The organism is Metamycoplasma spumans (genome assembly GCF_041026625.1).
Lineage (GTDB): Bacteria > Bacillota_I > Bacilli_A > Mycoplasmatales > Metamycoplasmataceae > Metamycoplasma > Metamycoplasma spumans.
On record NZ_CP163393.1, the window covers coordinates 412,586 to 432,802 of the forward strand.

General features: G+C 29.3%; 15 protein-coding genes and 2 tRNA genes. 3 read left to right on the top strand and 14 right to left on the bottom strand.

Annotated elements, in window-relative coordinates:
- Nucleotides 1-46: 46 nt before the first annotated feature.
- Entirely contained in the window at nucleotides 47-352 is a 306-nt protein-coding gene (gene rpsJ, locus AB5V95_RS01790; RefSeq protein ID WP_027122897.1) for a 30S ribosomal protein S10, read from the bottom strand.
- 409 nt (nucleotides 353-761) lie between these two features.
- On the opposite strand from rpsJ, the gene AB5V95_RS01795 reads away from it, so the two are divergent.
- On the top strand, nucleotides 762-3,152 hold the full coding sequence (locus AB5V95_RS01795; RefSeq protein ID WP_369085686.1) for a phosphoketolase family protein: 2,391 nt from the start codon (nucleotides 762-764) through the stop codon (nucleotides 3,150-3,152).
- 65 nt (nucleotides 3,153-3,217) lie between these two features.
- A complete protein-coding gene (gene rpmE, locus AB5V95_RS01800) occupies nucleotides 3,218-3,430 on the top strand; it encodes a 50S ribosomal protein L31 (RefSeq protein WP_027122899.1) in 213 nt (70 codons plus the stop codon).
- Nucleotides 3,431-3,476: 46 nt separating this feature from the next.
- Here the strand turns inward: rpmE and AB5V95_RS01805 are convergent, their stop codons facing one another.
- From AB5V95_RS01805 to AB5V95_RS01830, 6 genes are all read right to left on the bottom strand, one after another.
- Nucleotides 3,477-3,734, bottom strand: a complete 258-nt coding sequence (locus AB5V95_RS01805; RefSeq protein WP_369085687.1) for a hypothetical protein — start codon at nucleotides 3,732-3,734, stop codon at nucleotides 3,477-3,479.
- Between the two features lie 98 nt (nucleotides 3,735-3,832).
- Nucleotides 3,833-4,531 (bottom strand): signal peptidase II, encoded by a 699-nt coding sequence (locus AB5V95_RS01810; RefSeq protein ID WP_369085688.1) that lies wholly within the window; start codon nucleotides 4,529-4,531, stop codon nucleotides 3,833-3,835.
- Entirely contained in the window at nucleotides 4,524-7,187 is a 2,664-nt protein-coding gene (ileS, locus tag AB5V95_RS01815) for an isoleucine--tRNA ligase (RefSeq protein WP_369085689.1), read from the bottom strand. The genes AB5V95_RS01810 and ileS overlap by 8 nt, the downstream gene beginning before the upstream one ends.
- A 99-nt stretch (nucleotides 7,188-7,286) precedes the next feature.
- Nucleotides 7,287-9,701, bottom strand: a complete 2,415-nt coding sequence (leuS, locus tag AB5V95_RS01820) for a leucine--tRNA ligase (protein ID WP_369085690.1) — start codon at nucleotides 9,699-9,701, stop codon at nucleotides 7,287-7,289.
- Between the two features lie 80 nt (nucleotides 9,702-9,781).
- Nucleotides 9,782-9,856, bottom strand: a tRNA-Gln gene (locus tag AB5V95_RS01825).
- Between the two features lie 3 nt (nucleotides 9,857-9,859).
- Nucleotides 9,860-9,943, bottom strand: a tRNA-Tyr gene (locus AB5V95_RS01830).
- A gap of 194 nt (nucleotides 9,944-10,137) precedes the next feature.
- On the opposite strand from AB5V95_RS01830, the gene AB5V95_RS01835 reads away from it, so the two are divergent.
- Nucleotides 10,138-11,241 carry a restriction endonuclease subunit S gene (locus tag AB5V95_RS01835; RefSeq protein ID WP_369085691.1) on the top strand — a complete coding sequence of 368 codons (1,104 nt, stop codon included), beginning with the start codon at nucleotides 10,138-10,140 and terminating at the stop codon, nucleotides 11,239-11,241.
- Nucleotides 11,242-11,283: 42 nt separating this feature from the next.
- On the opposite strand, the gene AB5V95_RS01840 is transcribed toward AB5V95_RS01835, so the two are convergent.
- From AB5V95_RS01840 to AB5V95_RS01870, 7 genes are all read right to left on the bottom strand, one after another.
- Complete coding sequence (locus AB5V95_RS01840) at nucleotides 11,284-12,195, bottom strand: NAD(P)/FAD-dependent oxidoreductase (RefSeq protein WP_369085692.1); 912 nt, start codon at nucleotides 12,193-12,195, stop codon at nucleotides 11,284-11,286.
- A gap of 36 nt (nucleotides 12,196-12,231) precedes the next feature.
- The gene (gene lgt, locus AB5V95_RS01845) at nucleotides 12,232-13,185 is read right to left on the bottom strand and encodes a prolipoprotein diacylglyceryl transferase (protein ID WP_369085693.1); all 954 of its coding nucleotides are present in this window, start codon (nucleotides 13,183-13,185) and stop codon (nucleotides 12,232-12,234) included.
- Between the two features lie 68 nt (nucleotides 13,186-13,253).
- Nucleotides 13,254-16,076: an excinuclease ABC subunit UvrA gene (gene uvrA / locus AB5V95_RS01850; RefSeq protein ID WP_369086105.1), complete on the bottom strand. Its 2,823-nt coding sequence runs from the start codon at nucleotides 16,074-16,076 to the stop codon at nucleotides 13,254-13,256.
- 49 nt (nucleotides 16,077-16,125) lie between these two features.
- Complete coding sequence (locus tag AB5V95_RS01855; RefSeq protein WP_369085694.1) at nucleotides 16,126-17,250, bottom strand: hypothetical protein; 1,125 nt, start codon at nucleotides 17,248-17,250, stop codon at nucleotides 16,126-16,128.
- Nucleotides 17,251-17,269: 19 nt separating this feature from the next.
- Complete coding sequence (locus tag AB5V95_RS01860; protein ID WP_369085695.1) at nucleotides 17,270-18,526, bottom strand: hypothetical protein; 1,257 nt, start codon at nucleotides 18,524-18,526, stop codon at nucleotides 17,270-17,272.
- Nucleotides 18,519-19,442, bottom strand: coding sequence for an HAD-IIB family hydrolase (locus AB5V95_RS01865; protein WP_369085696.1), 924 nt, complete (start codon nucleotides 19,440-19,442; stop codon nucleotides 18,519-18,521). Before AB5V95_RS01865 ends, AB5V95_RS01860 begins: the two co-directional genes overlap by 8 nt.
- 16 nt (nucleotides 19,443-19,458) lie before the next feature.
- Nucleotides 19,459-20,178: a hypothetical protein gene (locus AB5V95_RS01870; protein ID WP_369085697.1), complete on the bottom strand. Its 720-nt coding sequence runs from the start codon at nucleotides 20,176-20,178 to the stop codon at nucleotides 19,459-19,461.
- Between the last annotated feature and the right edge of the window lie 39 nt (nucleotides 20,179-20,217).

The window sequence follows — 20,217 nt, forward strand, 5'->3', positions numbered from 1 at the left end:
AATAAATATCTAATAAGATATTAAATAAAAAAACAAATATCTGTTATTAGTTAACAGATTTTAAGTTAATTTGAACACCAGCAGGCAAGTCTAATCTTTTTGCTTTGTCTACAAATGTTTCAGTAACGTTTGATAAAACGATTAAACGTTTGTGGGTTCTGCTTTCGAATTGTTCACGAGATTTTTTGTTAACGTGAACTGATCTTAAAATGGTAATAATTTCTTTACGAGTTGGTAAAGGAATTGGACCACTTACTGTAGCTTTTTCAGCTTTTGCTAATAGAACGATTTTTTTAGAAGCATCTTCTACTAATTGAGCGTCAAAAGCTTTAACTTTTATTTCTAATTTCATAAATTGTTCTCCTTCTTCATTTTTGAAGTAACTCCACACGAGTTCTCGATTTTCGAGATGAACAACTAAGCTCGGCGTATCGTAACCTCGTGTTTCTAAGTTGTAGTTGCGTAAGTAATTATAACAAATAATTTTTTTTTAGTTAAAAATAGCATTTTTTTATTAAAAATCTAAAATCAAAGTGCGCTACCCGAATCTTCATTCACTGCCGAAAAAGTACATAAAAATTAATTAATTTCAAAAAAATACACTTTCAATGACTTGTCGCAAGGTTTTCGAGCTCGTTAATAATTGATAAAAACAATTACAATTAAAAATATTTTATTTTGGTTTAAAATATTAATGCTAAATATATATTATTAGCCTTTCAGATAAAATATCAATTTTTAATAATTATTAAGGAGAAAAGATGAAATCTACAATTTTCGACGATGTTAAATATCTTGAAAAAATGGATAAATGATTTAGAGCAGCTAATTATATTAGTGTTGGTCAAATCTATCTAAGAAATAACCCATTACTTAGAAAACCTTTAACTCAAGATGATGTTAAATTATATCCAATTGGACACTGAGGAACAATTCCTGGACAAAACTTTATTTATGTTCACTTAAACCGTGTAATTAATAAATATGATTTAGAAATGTTTTACATTGAAGGACCAGGCCACGGTGGACAAGTTATGATATCTAACTCATATTTAGATGGATCATATACTGAAATTTACCCTCAAATTACCGAAGATGAAGCCGGATTACAAAAAATGTTTAAACGTTTCTCATTCCCTGGCGGAACAGCATCACACGCCGCTCCCGAAACACCTGGATCAATTCATGAAGGTGGAGAATTGGGATACTCATTAAGCCACGCAACCGGAGCAATTTTAGATAATCCTAATTTAATTGCCGCTACTGTAATTGGGGATGGTGAAGCAGAAACCGGACCTTTAGCAGCTGGATGATTCTCAAATTCATTTATTAACCCAGTAAATGATGGGGCTGTATTACCAATTGTTCATTTAAATGGCGGAAAAATTTCAAACCCAACAATCTTGTCAAGAAAACCAAGAGCGGAAGTTGAACTATACTTTAAAGGTATGGGATGAGACCCTATATTTGTTGAATGAGATGAAACAAAATCATACATGGATATGCATAAAGAAATGGCTGAACGTACAGATGAAGCTATTGAAAAAATCTTAAGCATTTGAAAAGAGGCTCGTCAAAAATCTGCTGATGAAGCTAAAAGACCAAACTGACCAGTATTAATCGTTAGAACACCTAAAGGTTGAACAGGCCCTAAAATGTGAAATAATGAAGCAGTTGAAGGAAGTTTCAGAGCTCACCAAGTTCCAATTCCTGTAAGTGCTTTCAAAATGGAAAAAATCGCTGATTTAGAAGCGTGATTAAGATCATACAAGCCAGAAGAATTATTTGACGAAAGCGGAAGAGTATTTGAAGAAATCCGTGAAATAGCTCCAAAAGGTTTAAAAAGAATGGCAGTTCACCCAGTTACAAATGGTGGAATTAATGCTAAAGTTCTAAACATGGGTAATTGAGAAAAATTTGCTTTAGATATCAAAAAACCAGGTGAATTTAAAGCTCAAGACATGGTTGAATTAGGTAAATACATGGCTGAAGTTATGACATTAAATAAAGATAACTTTAGAGTATTTGGACCAGATGAAACTAAATCTAACCGTTTATTTGCATTATTCGAAGTTACAAAACGTCAATGATTAGAAGAAGCTTCAACTAAATATGATGAATGAGTAGCGCCTGCAGGTAGAATTATTGATTCTCAATTATCAGAACACCAAGCAGAAGGATTCTTAGAAGGATATGTTCTAACTGGACGTCACGGATTCTTCGCATCATATGAATCATTTTTAAGAGTAGTTGACTCAATGTTAACACAACACATGAAATGATTAAAAAAATCATTAGAATTACCTTGAAGAAAAGATTATCCATCGCTAAACGTTATTGCTACATCAACAGCATTCCAGCAAGACCACAACGGATATACTCACCAAGATCCAGGTTTATTAGGACACTTAGCAGATAAAAGACCTGAATTAATTAGAGAATACCTACCAGCTGATACAAACACATTATTAGCAGTTATGGAAAAATCACTAGTTGATAGAAATGTAATTAACTTAATCGTCGCTTCAAAACAACCAAGAGAACAATTCTATACAGTTGAAGAAGCTAAAGAATTAGTAGAAAAAGGTTACAAAGTAATCGACTGAGCCTCAAACGTAGGCATTAATGAAGAACCAGATGTAGTATTTGTTGCATCAGGTGTTGAACCAAACCTAGAAACACTTGCAGCTATTAGCATTATGAACAAAGAATACCCACATCTAAAAATTAGATACGTAAATGTTGTTGACCTTTTAAAATTAAGATCTCAAAAGGTTGACCCACGTGGAATTTCAGATGAAGAATTCGACAAAGTATTCACAAAAGATAAACCTGTCGTATTTGCATTCCATGGATTCGAAGGTTTAATTAGAGATATCTTCTTTGACAGAAATAACCACAACTTAGTAGTTCATGGTTATAGAGAAAATGGAGATATTACTACAAGTTTCGACATTCGTCAATTAAGTCACATGGACCGTTTCCACATAGCTAAAGATGCAGCTAACGCTATCTTTGAAAATGATGCAAAACCATTCATGGCAAAGATGGATCAAAAATTGGCTGATCATACTGCTTATATTCAAGAATATGGATATGATATGCCTGAAGTTGTTGACTGAAAATGAGAAAATATTAATAAAGAAAAATAACAAAATCCTCATTTTATGGTAAAATTGACCATAGTTAATTAACGTAAAAAATATAGGAGCACATTATGAAAAAAGATTTACACCCAAATTACGGTCAAATCAAAGTTTCATGTTCATCATGTAATGCTGAATACGAATTTGGTTCAACCGCCGATAAAGCTAGTTTAGATGTTTGCTCTAATTGTCATGCATTCTACACAGGTAACCGTACAGACGTTAAAGCTCGTGGTCGTGTAGAAAGATTCAACAAGATATTAGAAAAATCTAAAAAAAATTAGCATAAAAAAACTCGTGAACTTAGCGCGAGTTTTTTTATTTTCTAATTTAAATACAATAATGAAATCCAACACTATATCCAATATTACTATTGCCATTTTCTCACTTAGCATTAAAATCCTTTAACTTAATTTCACCACTTTCAGCCTGCGATGCTTTTATTAAACCAATAGTCGAGCCAAGTGCGCTAAAAACAACAGGGATAAACGACAAAATCGTGGTGATTAAACTAGCTGCTGCAAATCCTCCTGATATTTGTGTTTTTTTATTTTCGTCCATTAATTTAAACCCTTTTAGTTCTTTCATATTTTCTCCTTTCCTTAAATATATTAAATTTTTTTATTAAGTCAAAATAGTTAAGAAAATTTAGAGAAATTCAAAAGAAAAAACGCACATATGTGCGCTTAATCATTAAAATTGTGGTTCGGGTCTTCAAGTGGACCAGTTCCTCTTTCAATTGAATCAACAACAACTATTTTATTATCGCTATTAAATTCAATATCTTCATCAACTTTTTCATTTTTTGAAGTCGTATCTTCTGTTTTGTTTTTCTTACTTTGATATCAATTAATTAAAGAAATAATTGCAATAGATAAAAATGCAGTAACGGCTCCAAAAACTAGTCAAGTATCAGCTATGTTAAATGTTCCTTTATTAGCTCATGGTAAATTAATTATATCTCTAACACCACCATAAGCGAATCTATCATACATATTTCCAAATGCGCCGGATGCTACTAAAGCAATTGATGCAACTGTTCAACGATATCTTTTATCTCTGAAAAATAATGTAATTACCATAGTAGCTAAAATTATTAGAATGCTAACAATATGAAGCCCAGTCATAGTTAAGCCTATTTCAAGAGTTGTACCAGCATGAAATACAGATCACAATCTTATAAATGAGCTTTCGTAAACAATATGATCTGGAGAAGAACCTGTATAGCCCTCTTTGTATATAAAATGCTTAGTTAATAAATCCAACAAAATTCCTGCTATTAACACAGAAAAATATATTGCCAAATTAATTAATGCATTTTTTCATTGTTTACTTCAATATTCCTTAGTAAATATTTCTGGCTTTTTTTTATTTGATTTAGCCATTAATAACCTCTTTACATCTTAAACAAATTTCTAAATCGTCATCAAAATTATCTGATTCGAAGTGATTTCAACATCTTAAACATTTTTTACTATCTAATTTTTCAACTTTATTTTCATCACCAAATGAAACTTTAGCTACCATTAATAGTTTAGTCAATGGTAATGATTTTAGTCATTCTGATTCAGTTTTGATTGTTACATGAGCTTCGTTTTGACGTTTCATTGTTTGATCTTTAATTTTTTCTTCTATTAAACGATAGATTTCTTCTTTTAAAGTGAAAAACTCTGCTCATTGGTTTTCTAAAACATCTGAATAATCATGACCCTTAATAAATTCAAGCATGTGAACTGATTTTTCTTTATTAGTTAGGTTGAAAAATTCATAAATATCTTCTGCGGTGGTTGGAATAATAGGTGCCAACGCTTTTAATAATACTAATATAGTTTTAGAAAATACATATTGAACTTGTCTTCTTTCATTATCATTTTCTTTTTCTAAATATAAAATATCTTTAGTAATCGAAATATAGTAACTACTAAAATCAATAATAAAGTTATTAATGTCTTTAATAACATTTACAAAATGATATTGTTCATAGTTATTTAAAATTTTAGTTTCTAAATTATTTAGTCTTTCATACATCAAAGCATGAATTGAGTCTAATTTTACTTCTTTATAATCATAATCAGAAATTGCACCTAACATAAATTTAAATGTGTTACGTATCTTACGGTAAATTTCGATAGTTTGGTTAATAATTTTATCATCAATTGTAACATCAGCTGTATATTCTGAATTAGCTGCTCACAATCTCAAAATATCAGCTCCATGTTTAGCAACGACATCTAAAGGATCAACTGTATTGCCTTTAGATTTTGACATTTTTTGGCCTTTACCGTCCAAAACAAATCCATGTGACAATAAAGCTTTAAAAGGACTTTGTTTTCTTCAAGCAACCGAGTTGATTAAAGAACTATTAAATCATCCTCTATATTGATCCGAACCTTCTAAATATAGATCAAATGGAGCTTCGGTATCACCAGGTTTAACTGAAATAGAAGTCGAACCAGAGTCAAATCAAACGTCCATAATATCAGTTTCTTTGTAAAAACCTTGACCTCTGAATTTTTCAGGTAGTAATTCATCAGCACTCTTTTCATATCAGATGTCTGAACCATTTTCTTCAATTAAATTAATCACATAGTCAAATATTTCATCATCAATAACTGGTTGTTTATTTTTATCATAGAAAATAATTATAGGAACACCTCAAGTTCTTTGTCTTGAAATACATCATGTTTCACGGTTTTCTAGCATTAGTGATAAACGTTTTTTGCTTCAATCATTATATGTTGTGATTTCTTCTAAAGATTTCTTAATTTCTTCTTTAATAGGTTTTAAAGATACAAATCATTGCGGTGTTGCCCGATACATAATTGGCAAATGAGTTCTTCAGTCATGTGGATATGAGTGTTTAATTTTCTTAAAGCCAACTAATAAGCCTTTTTCTTCTAAATATTTGCCAACTAATGGGTTTGCATCATCATAGAACACACCAGCGAATTGTTTAGCTTTTTCATTTAATGTACCATCATCTTCGACATGCATTATTTTATCTAAGCCATATTTATTTCCAATCATAAAGTCATCTTCACCGAACAATGGTGCCATATGAACTAAACCAGTACCATTTTCAAGAGTAACATGGTGACCTTCAACTACTGGACTTTCTTTTTCGGTAATCGGGCTTAAATATGACACTTCTAAGATTTCTTTACCTTTAATGTCTTTAACAATTTCAAAGCTTTCTCATTTAGCAACTTCGGCAACTTTTTCTACTAATTCTTTTGCAATAACATATTTTTTATCATTAGCTTTAACAATTTGATAATCAAAACTTGCGTTAATTGCAACTCCACTATTAGCTATTAAAGTTCAAGGTGTTGTTGTTCAAATTAACAAATAATCACCTTTAGATATATTTTCAGAACCTTTTGTAATTTCAAAACCAACGTATAATGATGGAGAAATATGGTCGGCATATTCAACTTCCGCTTCAGCTAAGGCAGATTGTGAAGATGGTGATCAATATATTGGTTTTAAGTCTTTATAAATCAAGCCATCATGAACCATTTTTTGAAATAGTCTTAATTGTTTAGCTTCAAAACGTTTGTCTAATGTTACATAAATTTCGCTAAAGTCAGTCAATAAACTTAATTTTTTAAATTGTGCTTTTTGTTTTTCTACTTGACCTAAGGCATATTCAGCGGCTTTTTTTCTTAATTCAAGCGCAGAAAAATCGCGAGCATTTTTCTTAGCTTCTGATAACATTTTGTGTTCAATTGGAAGACCATGTGTATCTCATCCAGGCACAAACGGTGAATAAAAACCTTGCATTGTTCTAAATCTAACAATAATATCTTTTAAAATTTTATTCAATGCGTGTCCTACGTGAATATTTCCATTAGCATATGGTGGCCCATCGTGCAATATAAAGCTTTGGTTATCTTTATTTCTTTTTAAAAGCTCTTGATAAACTTTATCATCAAGTCATTTTTGATTGTAATACACTTCTTTTTCGGCTAAATTAGCTTTCATTGAAAACTCAGTTTGAGGCATAAGAAGCGTATTTTTATAATCTTTTTTATCTTCCATGATTATCCTTTCGTTATTGATAAATATTTATATAAAATATAATATTTATTTTACTCTAAAATTAAAAAAATTCTATTATAAACAAAAAGCCGAATCGGCTTATTTGATAATTATGTTTAGTATTTTTCCTTCACGATAAATAACTTTAACAATTTCTTTACCTTCAATTCATTTTGCCACTGAAGGATTAGCTTGTGCTTGTTTAATAACTTCTTGTTCATTTCAATTAGGAAGAATTTCAAGTTGACCCCTTACTTTTCCATTGATTTGAACTCCGATTGTTGGATTTTGAGCTATTATTTTACTTTCATCAGCAAATGGTCAAGTTTGCGATTGAATATCTTTTTCTTCTAACATAAAAAGTAATTCTTCGGCAAGGTGCGGAGCAAACGGACTTAATAAAATTGCAAATGATTTTAATGGTGTTTTTGAAGCTATTTTATCTTGTGAAGATAAATAGTTAATAAAAACCATCATTTTACTAATTGCGATGTTGAATTTAGTTTTTTCAATATTTTCTTGAACATCTAAAATTAGCTGGTTAATTTTACTATCTAATTCTGATTGATCTAAATTAATTGAAATATTGCCATTTAATAGATTTTCAAAAATACTATGAATTTTGTCTAGTCATTTTCTAATACCAGTTAATGAATCAGTATTTCATGCTTTTGCATCAGTTAAAGGTCCCATAAACATTTCATAAACTCTTAAAGCATCAGCACCGTGAGATAAAACTAATTCATCAGGGCTAATAACATTGCCTAACGACTTAGACATCTTTTGTCCATCAGGTCCTAAAATTAAACCTTGATTAATTAATTTACTAAAAGGTTCTTTAGTATTTACTATCTTAATATCATATAAAAATCTGTGTCAAAATCTTGCGTATAGTAAGTGTAAAACCGCATGTTCTTGTCCGCCGATATATAGATCAACTGGCAATCAATTTTCAAAGCGTCTTCTAGCTTCTTCAGAATTTAAAGGAGTATATGTCCCATCTGAATTTTTTAAAATATAAGCTAAATAATATCAGCATGAACCAGCCCATTGAGGCATAACATTTGTATCATGGCGATATTTTTTTCCATTAATTTCAACATTCATTCAGCTTTCAACATTCGCTAATGGTCCCTCAGTTGAACCGGAAGGTTTAATATTTTCAACTTCTGGTAATTTAACTAATTCTTTAACAAGATAAATATTGTTATTTTCGTCAAATAAAACAGGGAATGGTTCACCTCAATATCTTTGACGTGAGAAAATTCAATCTCTTAATTTATAACTTGTTTTCTTTTCAACTAATGATTGAGAAGCTAAAAGTTCATATATTTTTTCAGTTGCTTCAGAATTATTTAAGCCATCTGCTTCGTATGAATTAATGTGTTTTCCATCTTCTGTATAAGGTAATAATTCATCTTCAACTTCAATTACCTTAGTGATTGGTAAATTATATTTTTTAGCAAATTCAAAATCTCTTTCATCATGTGCAGGAACCGACATAACAGCCCCGGTTCCATATCCCATTAAAACATAATCAGATATTCAAATTGGGATAAGTTTTTTAGAGATAGGATGAACTGCATATGTGCCTAAAAATGCACCAGTTTTGTCTTTATTTAATTGAGTTCTTTCTAACTCACTTTTTGATTTTGTTAATTTAATATATTCTTCAACATCGTTTTTATATTCAGATGTTGTTAGTGAAGTAACTAATGGGTGCTCTGGACTAATAATTAAAGCAGAAACTCCATTAATTGTGTCAAGTCTAGTTGTAAATGTCGTTAATTTGTGATTTCTATTGTTTACATTTCAAGTTACAGTGTGACCTAAACTTCTTCCAATTCAATTACGTTGCAATTGTTTCAAACTTTCAGGTCAATCAAGTTCTTCAAGACCTTCAATTAATTTATCAGCATAAGCAGTAATTTTCAAAACCCATTGTTTCATTGGTTTTTTAATAACTGGGAAATTACCACGTTCGCTTACTTTGATACCATTTTTTTCAATAATTTCTTCATTGGCTAAAACGGTTCCCAAACCTTCACATCAATTAACATCAACTTGTTCAATTGAAGCTAATCCTTGTTTATATAATTCTTTAAATATTCATTGAGTTCAGATATAAAAATTTGGATCAGTAGTATTTACTTCTTTATCATAGTCATATGAGAATCCCATAGACTTAAGCTGTCTTCTAAAATTATCAATATTTTTAATAGTAAATGGCGCTGGGTGATTACCGGTTTTTAACGCATATTGTTCCGCTGGTAAACCAAAAGCATCCCATCCAATTGGGTGTAAAACGTCGAAACCTTTTAATCTTTTAAAACGACTTATAATATCTGTAGCGGTGTATCCTTCAAGGTGTCCAACATGAAGACCAGAACCTGATGGATATGGAAACATATCTAAAATATAAGCTTTCTTATTGTGTTTTTCAGTTGTTTTATAAGACTTGTTTTCTTCTCAATATTTTTGTCATTTCTTTTCTATATTTTGATGATTATACATAAATAAAATTTTACCTTAAATTTGTGTTATTAGCAAAATAAAAGAGAACATATAGTTCTCTTCGTTCACATATAGTGATATGGCTGCCCTTGTTAGATTCGAACTAACGCATGGCGGTACCAAAAACCGCTGCCTTTCCGCTTGGCTAAAGGGCAATATGGTGGAGGGGGAGGGATTCGAACCCCCGAACCGTGAGGAAGTGGGTTACAGCCACCCGCGTTTGGCCGCTTCGCTACCCCTCCGTGCATTTGCATTAATTATTATAATAAAAAAAATTATTTTTTCATAAAAAATTACGTTTTTTATCACTTTCTTTTAAATATAATTTTTTTTCTTCAAATTTTGTGAATAAAACTAATTTTAAAATCAAGATTTTTTTACCTAGTTTTTCATTTATAATTTAATGTAACTAATTAATCAAAGGGAGGCGAATAATATGAATAAGAAAAATATGCCAGAAATTCGCTTTTCTGGGTTTGACGATGAGTGAAAAGAAGAAATATTAAAAAGTGTTTCATGAATAAGTATTGGTAATTTTGTAATCAAAACAAAGCAAAAAGAGTGCTATAAATATCCGGTATATAATGGAGGAATAACGAATACAGGTTTTTATAAAAACTTTAATAATATCGGTCCAAAAATAGTAATAAGTGCTAGAGGGGCTTCAGCAGGCTTTGTTAACCTGGTCAAAGGTAAATATTGAGCCGGTAATAGTTCTTACACATTAAATATTAACAAAAATATAAATGTAGACTTTCTTTATCAATCGATTAAGAAAGATGATAATGCATTTAATATTAATTTGCAATCAACAAGTATTCCCTCTGTTTCTAAAAAGGATGTTGAAAATATTGATTTTAAACTTCCTCTACCACTTGAACAGTTGAAAATTGGAAATTTTCTAAAAAACATTGACGATTTAATTAATAAGGTTGAAAAACAATACAACTACTTTAAAAAAGTTAAAGAAACCCTTTTAAATAAAATGCTTCCTAAAGATTACTCAGATTTTCCTGATATTAGATTTAAAGGTTTTACTAATGAATGATTTTATAAAACCATAAATGATCTGGTTATTTACAAAACCTCGACCCTTACGTTAAACAAATTAAATAAAAAGGGGGAATATTTTGTTTACGACGCTAGTCAAATTGTCGGAAAAACAACAGAGGCAATCTGCAATAAACATTATATAAGCATAATAAAAGACGGCGCTGGAGCTGGCAGAATGAGGGTTTTAACTCCTAATACAAACATAATTGGGACAATGGGTGCAATAATTTCTAAAAAATTAGATATATATTTTATTTTAAATTCGTTATATATTTTGGATCTTAGTCAACAATTAAATGGAACTACAATTCCACATATATATTTTAAAGATTACAAAAATAAACGGATTAAAATAAGCAATGAATACGAAATAACGAAAGTCGGATCATTTTTCAAAAACCTTGATGATTTAATTGCTCTTATAAAACAAAAACATGAAAAACTTAAAAATATTAAAAATGCATTACTAGATAAAATGTTCTGCTAAAGACAATTAAAAACCAAAACGCTCACACGTTCTGGTTTTTAATTATTTTACAATTCTTGAATTAATAACTTTTGCAGCTATTGTTCCATCATTAGTTGCAGTTGTAATTTGTCTAACATCTTTGACAATAACGTCACCAATAGCAAAAATATTATGCTCAGAAGTTTCCATATTAGCATCCACTTTAATAAAACCCTTAGGATCTAATAAATTTTTATTTTCAATAAATCCAGTTGCTGGTCTAAAACCAATATATGGGAATATTGCTTCAATATCCATTTCTTTATTTCCATCTAAAAACTTAGCCTCAACTTTATCTATTTTGTCATCACCAATTAATTTAATAATTTCTGAGTTTTCGTGAATGAAAATATTATTGTATTTTTTAACATCTTCTACTAGTCTTTTTTCGGCAATGATACCATCACGAATAAACATATGCACTTCTGAAGCTACAGCAGCCAGGTAAGGTGCTTCTTCAAAAGCTGAATTTCCGCCGCCAATAATTGCCGTTGGTTTATTTTTATATAAAGCCCCATCACATAAAACGCAATACGAAACACCTTTGCCTCTAAATTTTTCAATACCTTCAATTGACATCGGAACTAAATTCTTCATACCTGTAGCGATAATAACTGCCTGTGCGTAGTACTCTGTATTATCTTCTAAAATAACTTTTTTAAGATTATCTTCAATAGATTCAAGTTTTTTTACCATTCCATAAATAAACTTAGCGCCGTTTTCACGAGCTTGGTTTAACATGTTGGTAGATAATTCCATCCCACTGATATAACTAAATCCTGGATAGTTTTCAATTTTCGATTGTTCTGCCATTTTACCACCAGGAATGTATCCTTCAATAAAAGCAACATTCATATCATTTCTTGCTAAGTATAAAGCAGCTGTCAATCCTGCTGGTCCTGCACCAATGATAATAACATCATATTTATTCATAATTTAAATCTCTCCTTTAAAAAATAAACATGGATGCTATGCATCCGCGTTTATTTTAACCTCGTTGTCTTTTCTTATTTCTCTTAATTGAGAAATTTCTTTTAAATTTAATCTTTTTTTATTGTTTTTTGGTTCATAAACAATAAAGTAAAATACATTAGCTAATCTTTGATTTTTAAAGTTTGGAATTTTGTAAACATTGTAATTTAATTTAATAATAAATTCAAAGAATACTGTTAAAACAATACCTACAACTAAATAACCACCAGAAATAACTTTATAAATTGTATAGCTTCCATCACGTAATGGTTCCATTCCGAAACGAATAATTCCGTAGTATAAAATATACAATGCGCCAGTAGTTCCAGGTCTTAACCAGTTTCATTTATTTAACACTCAAACTAATAAAATATATCCAATTAAGTTTGCAATAGACTCATATAAGAATAATGGTAAACGATATTTACCGTTAATATACATATGTTCTCTTATAATCTTTGGCAAGATTCTAAATGCAAGCGAACTTTCTTCCATAATACCACCATAAACCTCGTGGTTGGCAAAGTTTCCTCAACGTCCGATAGCTTGCCCAATTAAAACTGCGGGCAGAATAATTGAAAACGCTTTCTTCAAATCGATTCTTTTTGGATTTTTTGAAAATATAATATAAAGAACACAACAAATTGTAGCAGTAATAACCCCACCGTGAATTGATAAACCGCCCCGTCAAACGGCAAAGGCATTATATCACGGCCCGTCAATCCAGCCCTTATGTTCAATTAATTGTTGAATTACGAAAACAAATCTAGCCCCAATAATAGCTGTTGGCAATGCAATAAATACTAGTATTGCCAATTGATCAAATGTGTATTTTTCACGTCTTCAAAAATAATAAACCGTAAAAATTGATGATAACATCCCTAACATCATTGTTAGTGAATACACATAAACTGGACCTAATTTTAACTGTACACCAGCATAATCAGTCATTTTTATACCTCCTAACTTTAAAATTGCTTTAATAATTATATTATTAAGTTAATAAAAATATTGAAAAACTAGATATTTAAAATTTTTTTAAGATACTCGCCAGTATATGAGTAATCAACTTTTGCAACTTGTTCAGGAGTTCCAGTGGCAATTATTCTTCCTCCACCGACTCCACCTTCGGGACCAATATCAATAATATGGTCAGCCATTTTTATCACATCTAAATTATGTTCAATAACAATAACAGTATCACCATTGTCAACTATTCTGTTTAACACGTTTAGTAAATTCTGAACATCATACGGATGCAATCCAGTAGTTGGTTCATCTAAAACAAATAGTGATTTTCCCGTTGGTTTTTTTTGTAAATAAGTTGCTAACTTAACCCTTTGTGCTTCTCCTCCTGATAATGTAGTTGCATTTTGTCCTAGTTGAATATATCCAAGCCCAACATCTAATAAAATTTGTAATTTTTCTCTAATACTTGAACGATTAATAAAAAATGCATGCGCCTGTTCAATTGTCATATTTAAAATGTCATTAATACTTTTGCCGTGATATTTAATTTCTAATGTTTCTAAATTGTATCTTTGTCCATCACAATGATCGCAAGTAACATAAACATCGGGTAAAAAATGCATTTCAATTTTTATTAAGCCATCACCTTGACATTTATCACATCTTCCGCCGGGCACATTAAATGAAAAGCGTGACTTAGTATAACCTCTGACCTTGCTTTCTTCAACATTTGAAAAAATGTCACGAATATCATCAAAAACACCAGTGTATGTCGCCGGATTAGAACGTGGTGTTCTACCTATTGGATTCTGATCAATTTTAACCAATTTATCTATATTTAACTGCCCAGACATGTTATTATCTTCTCTAATATCATAAGCTTCGCTATTTAAATAACGAGTTAAACGATTTACTAATTCTTCATTAACTAAGCTAGATTTTCCCGATCCACTAACACCTGTAACTGCAATAAATTTGCCTAACGGAAAAGTTGCTGATATATCTTTTAAATTATTGGCCTTGCAATGTTTTATTGATAAAACCTTGCCATTACCAGATCTTCTTGATTTAGGAGTTTTTATTTCTAATTCTTTTGATAAATATTTTCCTGTCAAACTATTTTGACATTCAATAATTTTATCAAGAGACCCAGCAGCAACAACTTCACCGCCGTGTTCTCCTGCTTTCGGTCCAATATCTACAATAAAATCAGCTTGTCTAATCGTGTCTTCATCATGCTCTACAACTATTAAACTATTGCCCAAATCAACCATTTTTCTTAATGAATTTATTAATTTTTCATTATCTTTTTGATGAAGCCCTATTGAAGGTTCGTCTAATACATATAAAACGCCAGTAAGATTTGCACCTATTTGAGTTGCTAATCTAATTCTTTGTGCTTCTCCTCCAGATAGTGTCTCAGCTTTACGATTAAGCGTTAAATATTGCAATCCAACATTAATTAAAAATTCAACTCTGTGTTTCAATTCATTTAAAATTAACTGACTAATTTCTTTTTCTATATCGTTTAGTTCTAAATTATTTAAAATAAAGTCAAGTTCTTCTATTGATTTATTACAAATTTCATAAATATCTAAACCTTCAATTTTAACCGCCAATGAATATTTATTCAATCTTTTACCATGACATGTTGGACAGTCTATATCAGCCAAATATTTACTATAATAAGTTCTTGCTTCGTTTGAATTTGTATCCAAATACTTGCGTTCAAGTTTTTCTAAAATCCCTTCAATATGCTTAGATTTTTCATATCTGGTTCCCTTTTCAGAAACAAGTGTAAATGTAATATCTTCAAAAGAACCATATTTTAGAATATGAAGCTCTTCTTCAGTCATTTCGTCAATTGGTTTATCGCGATCAATTTTATAAAATTGCAACATTTTACTATATTCTTGTCATTCAAGATTTGGCGTGTCAATCATGTTCTTATAATATTTAATTGCACCTTCATTAATTGATAAATTTTTATCAGGACATACCAAATCTCAGCTCGCCCTTTGTAAAACCCCTAAACCTCTACACTCTTCGCACATTCCACTTGGTGAGTTAAATGAAAAAATACGAGGTTCAATCTTAGGCATTTCAAAATCGCCGTGTTCACAACTGTGATATATTGAATAAGTATTTTTAAATTTATTAACAACTTCAATAGTTACTAAACCACCCGATTCTTTTAAAGCCGCTTCAATAGCTCCAGCAACTCTTGGTCTTTTTTCTTCATCTAAGGGAAATCTATCAATTACTAAATCAATATTTCAACGTTTATTTTTATCTAAATTAATTGGTGTGTCCAAAGAATGTAAGATATCATTAATCTTTATTTTTAAATAGCCATCACGTTTTAATTTTGCCAAGGTAGCTTGATGCGACCCTTTTTCATTTACAACGATCGGCGCTAAAATATAAATATTTTCACCTTCAGATAACTTGTAAACGTTATTAATAATGTCTCTTGTTTTTTGCGCTGTTATTTCTTTTTTATGAACAGGACAAAATGGTTTTCCCACTCTTGCATACAACAATCTTAAATAATCATAAATCTCGGTAACAGTCCCCACAATACTACGCGGGTTATTGTGTACCGTTTTCTGTTCAATAGAAATGGCTGGACTTAATCCTTCAATACTATCGACGTCTGGTTTTTTAGTACCACCTAAAAATTGCTTAGCATAGTTTGACAAACTATCTACATATCTTCTTCTGCCTTCTTCATAGATAGTGTTAAAAGCTAACGATGATTTACCAGAACCACTCAATCCACTAAATACAACAAATTGATTTCTAGGTATTATCAAATCTATATTTTTTAAATTATTTTCTTTTGCACCTTTAATTATTATTTTATCATTCATAGTATTAGAAATTATAGCAAAAAAAATACCCATCAAATGAGCATCTTTATTATGAATGATTAATAATTTTTTCAAGTTTTTTTATTTGTTTTTTAACTAACAAAGTAATTGCTTTTAAATAATTTTTATTAACTTTAAAATTGTCGTGTTCTTTAAACTTAAATTTCTTTAATTTTTCAACTCATTGTTTATGTCTTGGCTTTGCAAACTTTTCAAGTTGTTCATCAAAGCTATTATAAAAAGTTGTTGGTCTTTTTGTATATTCATCAATTTCTTTTTTTAATGTTTTTTCATTATACAAAGGAAAATCATATAAAAGTGATTTATTAAAATCAAATAATGGCGCAGTTCCTATAAATTTCTCGCTTTCTGAATCAAATAGCATACCAAAATTACCCAAATGGCGGTCGGCATTTAATATTAGAGTATCAATAACCATTAAATCTTCATAATTTTCTTTTCCATAATATGCATATAAAAATTCTTCAATCTCTTCTTGCAATAAATCATTTTTACTAATTAGTTTAGAAAAAGAAATATAGTTAATTTTTTTAGAACTAAATAACTTAGATTTAGAAACCAATTTCTTTTTATACATAACTAAATCATAAGATACAAAATTGAAAGTTAAAACGTTAACTAATTGAGAAGCAAAATATTCAGCATAATTTTCAAAAGATAATTTGCTAGCCAAATAATTAGGTGCTTTAATTAAATAAATATCATCATTTTCTTTAACTCAAGATTTTATCATTTGCCCTTCAGTAAATCAATCAGGCGATTGTTTTAATTCAGTATTTTTATATACTAATTTTTTGCTCATCGAATAATCTGTTAATTCATTTTCAAAATGATCAAATAGATTGATTTCATCAAAAGTAATATTTTCGTTTAATTCTTTTATTCAAAAACAATTATTTAAATTAAGTTTATGATATTTTTCAATTACTTCTAATTTACTATCAAAATTTTTTAAAAGATTTTCATAATTAGGGCGCGACGTTGCTAAAAAATCATCAAGAAATAAAAAATTTTTTAAGTCTTCTTCGTTTTTTTGTTTTAAAAAATCAAAACCCTCAAGCTCAATAATTTTGCTTAAGGTTTTTGATTTTTTATCATATTCGAAAGATAAGCATTTCTTATCTTTATACATTAAATAATAAATTTTAGTCATTATATTAATTATATGAATATTAGTTTATTTCTTCTCCGAAATCTTCAGTTTTAGAATCTTCTTCTACTTTTTTATCGTTTTCTGAGTTGTCTTTTTGAGATTTTATAGTAGTTTTAGAGTCTTTTGACATTAGTTTATCAAGAATCTTTCTAACTTTAGCCTTAACTTCTTCTTGTTGAGGAAAATTAGGTAAATTCAAGTTATTAAATTCGCCAAATGCGTCTTCAAAATATTCAACCATGTTTTCATCTTCCACACCCATTGAGCGAGCCGCATTATATAGATCGTAAACCATTTTTTCTAACATTGCATTAATAAATTCTTCTGGGTTTTTATTTACATAATCCATCGGGTCAACTGAAAAATTATCATCATTTTCTTCTTTGGTATCTTTATTGAATTTTTTAAATGTTTCTTCTTTGCTTTCGTTTGTTTCGATATTTAAATCTTGTTTATTTCTAGCTTTAAAATGTTCTTCATCTTCGTGATAATTAAAACTACTTTCAAAATCCTTATCAGAGTCTAAATCTTCTAGCAATTCTTCATCGTGACTATATTCCTCTCAAAAAATTGGGTCATTTTTACTTGTACGTCATTCAACAGGATAATTCACATTGCCAGCATTATACAATTCAATAAACTCATCAACCATGGTATCATTAATTTCTCTTACCGGTTTAATTAAACTTAATTTTTTAGTTGTTATTAAAGATCCTAAAAATTTAAGTAATTCAGGTTGTTTATTGTCCAATTCAATATTATTAATAATTTCTAAATTTGGTTCAACCAAACCTTCTTTTTTAACTTTGTCTGAATTATTATTTAAAAAATCTTGTTGAGCCTCATATTTGCTGTAAGTTTTTCTATCAAGTTCAATATTAAACGCTAATGGGGTTCCGTTTTTTAAAATAACATAGTACTTGATGTCTTTAATTTTATTTTTAATATATGCATCAAATCAAACCGAAATTGGGCTTTTATAGTCTATAAAACGTTTAGATAAAATTTCATTAAAATCTAATGATCTATTTAAAATGACGTACTCATTATCAATTATAAAAAATGAAGCTCCAAATGTTTTGTTACTATTAACAGTTAAATAAAATAATGTTTTATCAAACTCTTCGAATGATAGTGCATCGGTAATAGTAAACGATAACCCTTTGTAATTTAAAGGTTTTTCTGTATGCACCATTTCGAAATTAATTGGGTTTTTAAATTCATTAATTTCTGTAATGTGAAATTTGTAATTTTTTCCTAATATTTTTTTATTCATTATCGTCTCCCATCTCATTTGAATATGAATGTAGTAAGTATTTTTTTACTAAGTTCTTTAATCTATATAAATAATCAATGATCGCTTCACCAAGACCATTTTGTTCAACGGCACTTGTGTAGTAATGACACACTTTAAAAACGTTGCCAGTACTATTTGCCATACCGTATGAAAAGGTAGTTAATGAAAGCATTGGAACGTCGTTATTGCTGTCACCAACTGTCATAACATCATTAATTGAAACATTTTGAGTATTATATACATTTTTAACCATTCATTTAACGGCCGAACCTTTATCAATATTCAATGGCGAAATTTCAACATTGGCATGCGTTGGTATTTTAGTAACGCCATTAATATTTTCAATTAATTTATTCATTTTGTTAGCACCAGTTTCGGTTTCAAAATCATCAATTAAATAAAACTCAATTTTAACAGGTTCTATATATTCGCCTTTTCATAATTTTGGTATTTCTTTGATTAACTTTTTATCAACAAAGTGATACTCACAAATAGTTTGAATAGTTCTTTCATCATCAACTAAATAATAATATTGTTCGTTGTCTCAAAATATGGCTTGAATATTATTATTTTTAGCAACTTCAATCAGTTCTAAAAAGACTTTATTTTCAATATGTCATGATTTAATAATTTCATCTTTTTCTTGATCATAAATTTGTGCTCCAGAAGAGCCTATAATAAATCTTGATTTTAATTCTTTACCCAATATTAGCATTCTTTCTTGAATTGGATTTCCTGTACAAATATTGAAATCAGCTTCATTTTTTATTGCTCAATGAATGTCTTTTTTGGTTTCTTCTAATAAATTAAAGTGACGATATATGGTTCCATCAACGTCTGAAAAAATCACCGGTTTTTTATTGTTAACAACTTTGTGAATAGTATCTAAATTCATAATTTTCCCTTCTTATCTATTTACGTTTCTTTTTAGAAATAACACCCTTACGCTTTTTAACAATGTAAGTTACTATTATAGCAATTATAATACCGCCGATAATTAAGGCCGGAACTGCTTTACCTAAAACAGTCATTGCTATACTAGTTGGTGTATTTTCTTCGTTAATTGGAATATATTTAAATGAAGCTAAATCTAAGAAAAAGTCCTTGACTTTATAATATTTAAGTTCAAAATATTCATTATTATTTTGCGTTTCTTGAAGTTTCTCAAACATATCTTTTGGCATTAAATATAATACAAAAAGAATGCTAAAATTATCTGTTGCTGTTCTTAAGATAATTTTAAAGTTATCTTTATAAAAATCAACTAGTCCTTTACTTTCTAATTTTTTATAGAAATCACTATTTTCAGAAACTACATTTATTCTATCTATTTTTTTGGCCTCAGCAGCTTCATCAGGTGAATCAAAATGTCATTTATTTGCATAATTTTCATAATATTGTTTCAAGGTAAAATTTTCTATTTCTTTAGGTAATTCTTGGTCATTTAAATCTTTAAAATCTAAATAGTCTAATGCTTTAATTACTTCAGTATATTTTTCTCTGTTCTCTTGAGGTATTTCTAGCTGAGCATTATTTTTTGAAGAACACGAAACAATAGCCATTGGCAGAGTTGATGCTAATAATGAAAGTGGAGCGCCAATACTCAAAATTTTCTTTATCTTTTTTCTCATATAACAATATTTTAACCAAAAACAAATGTAAATTTAAAT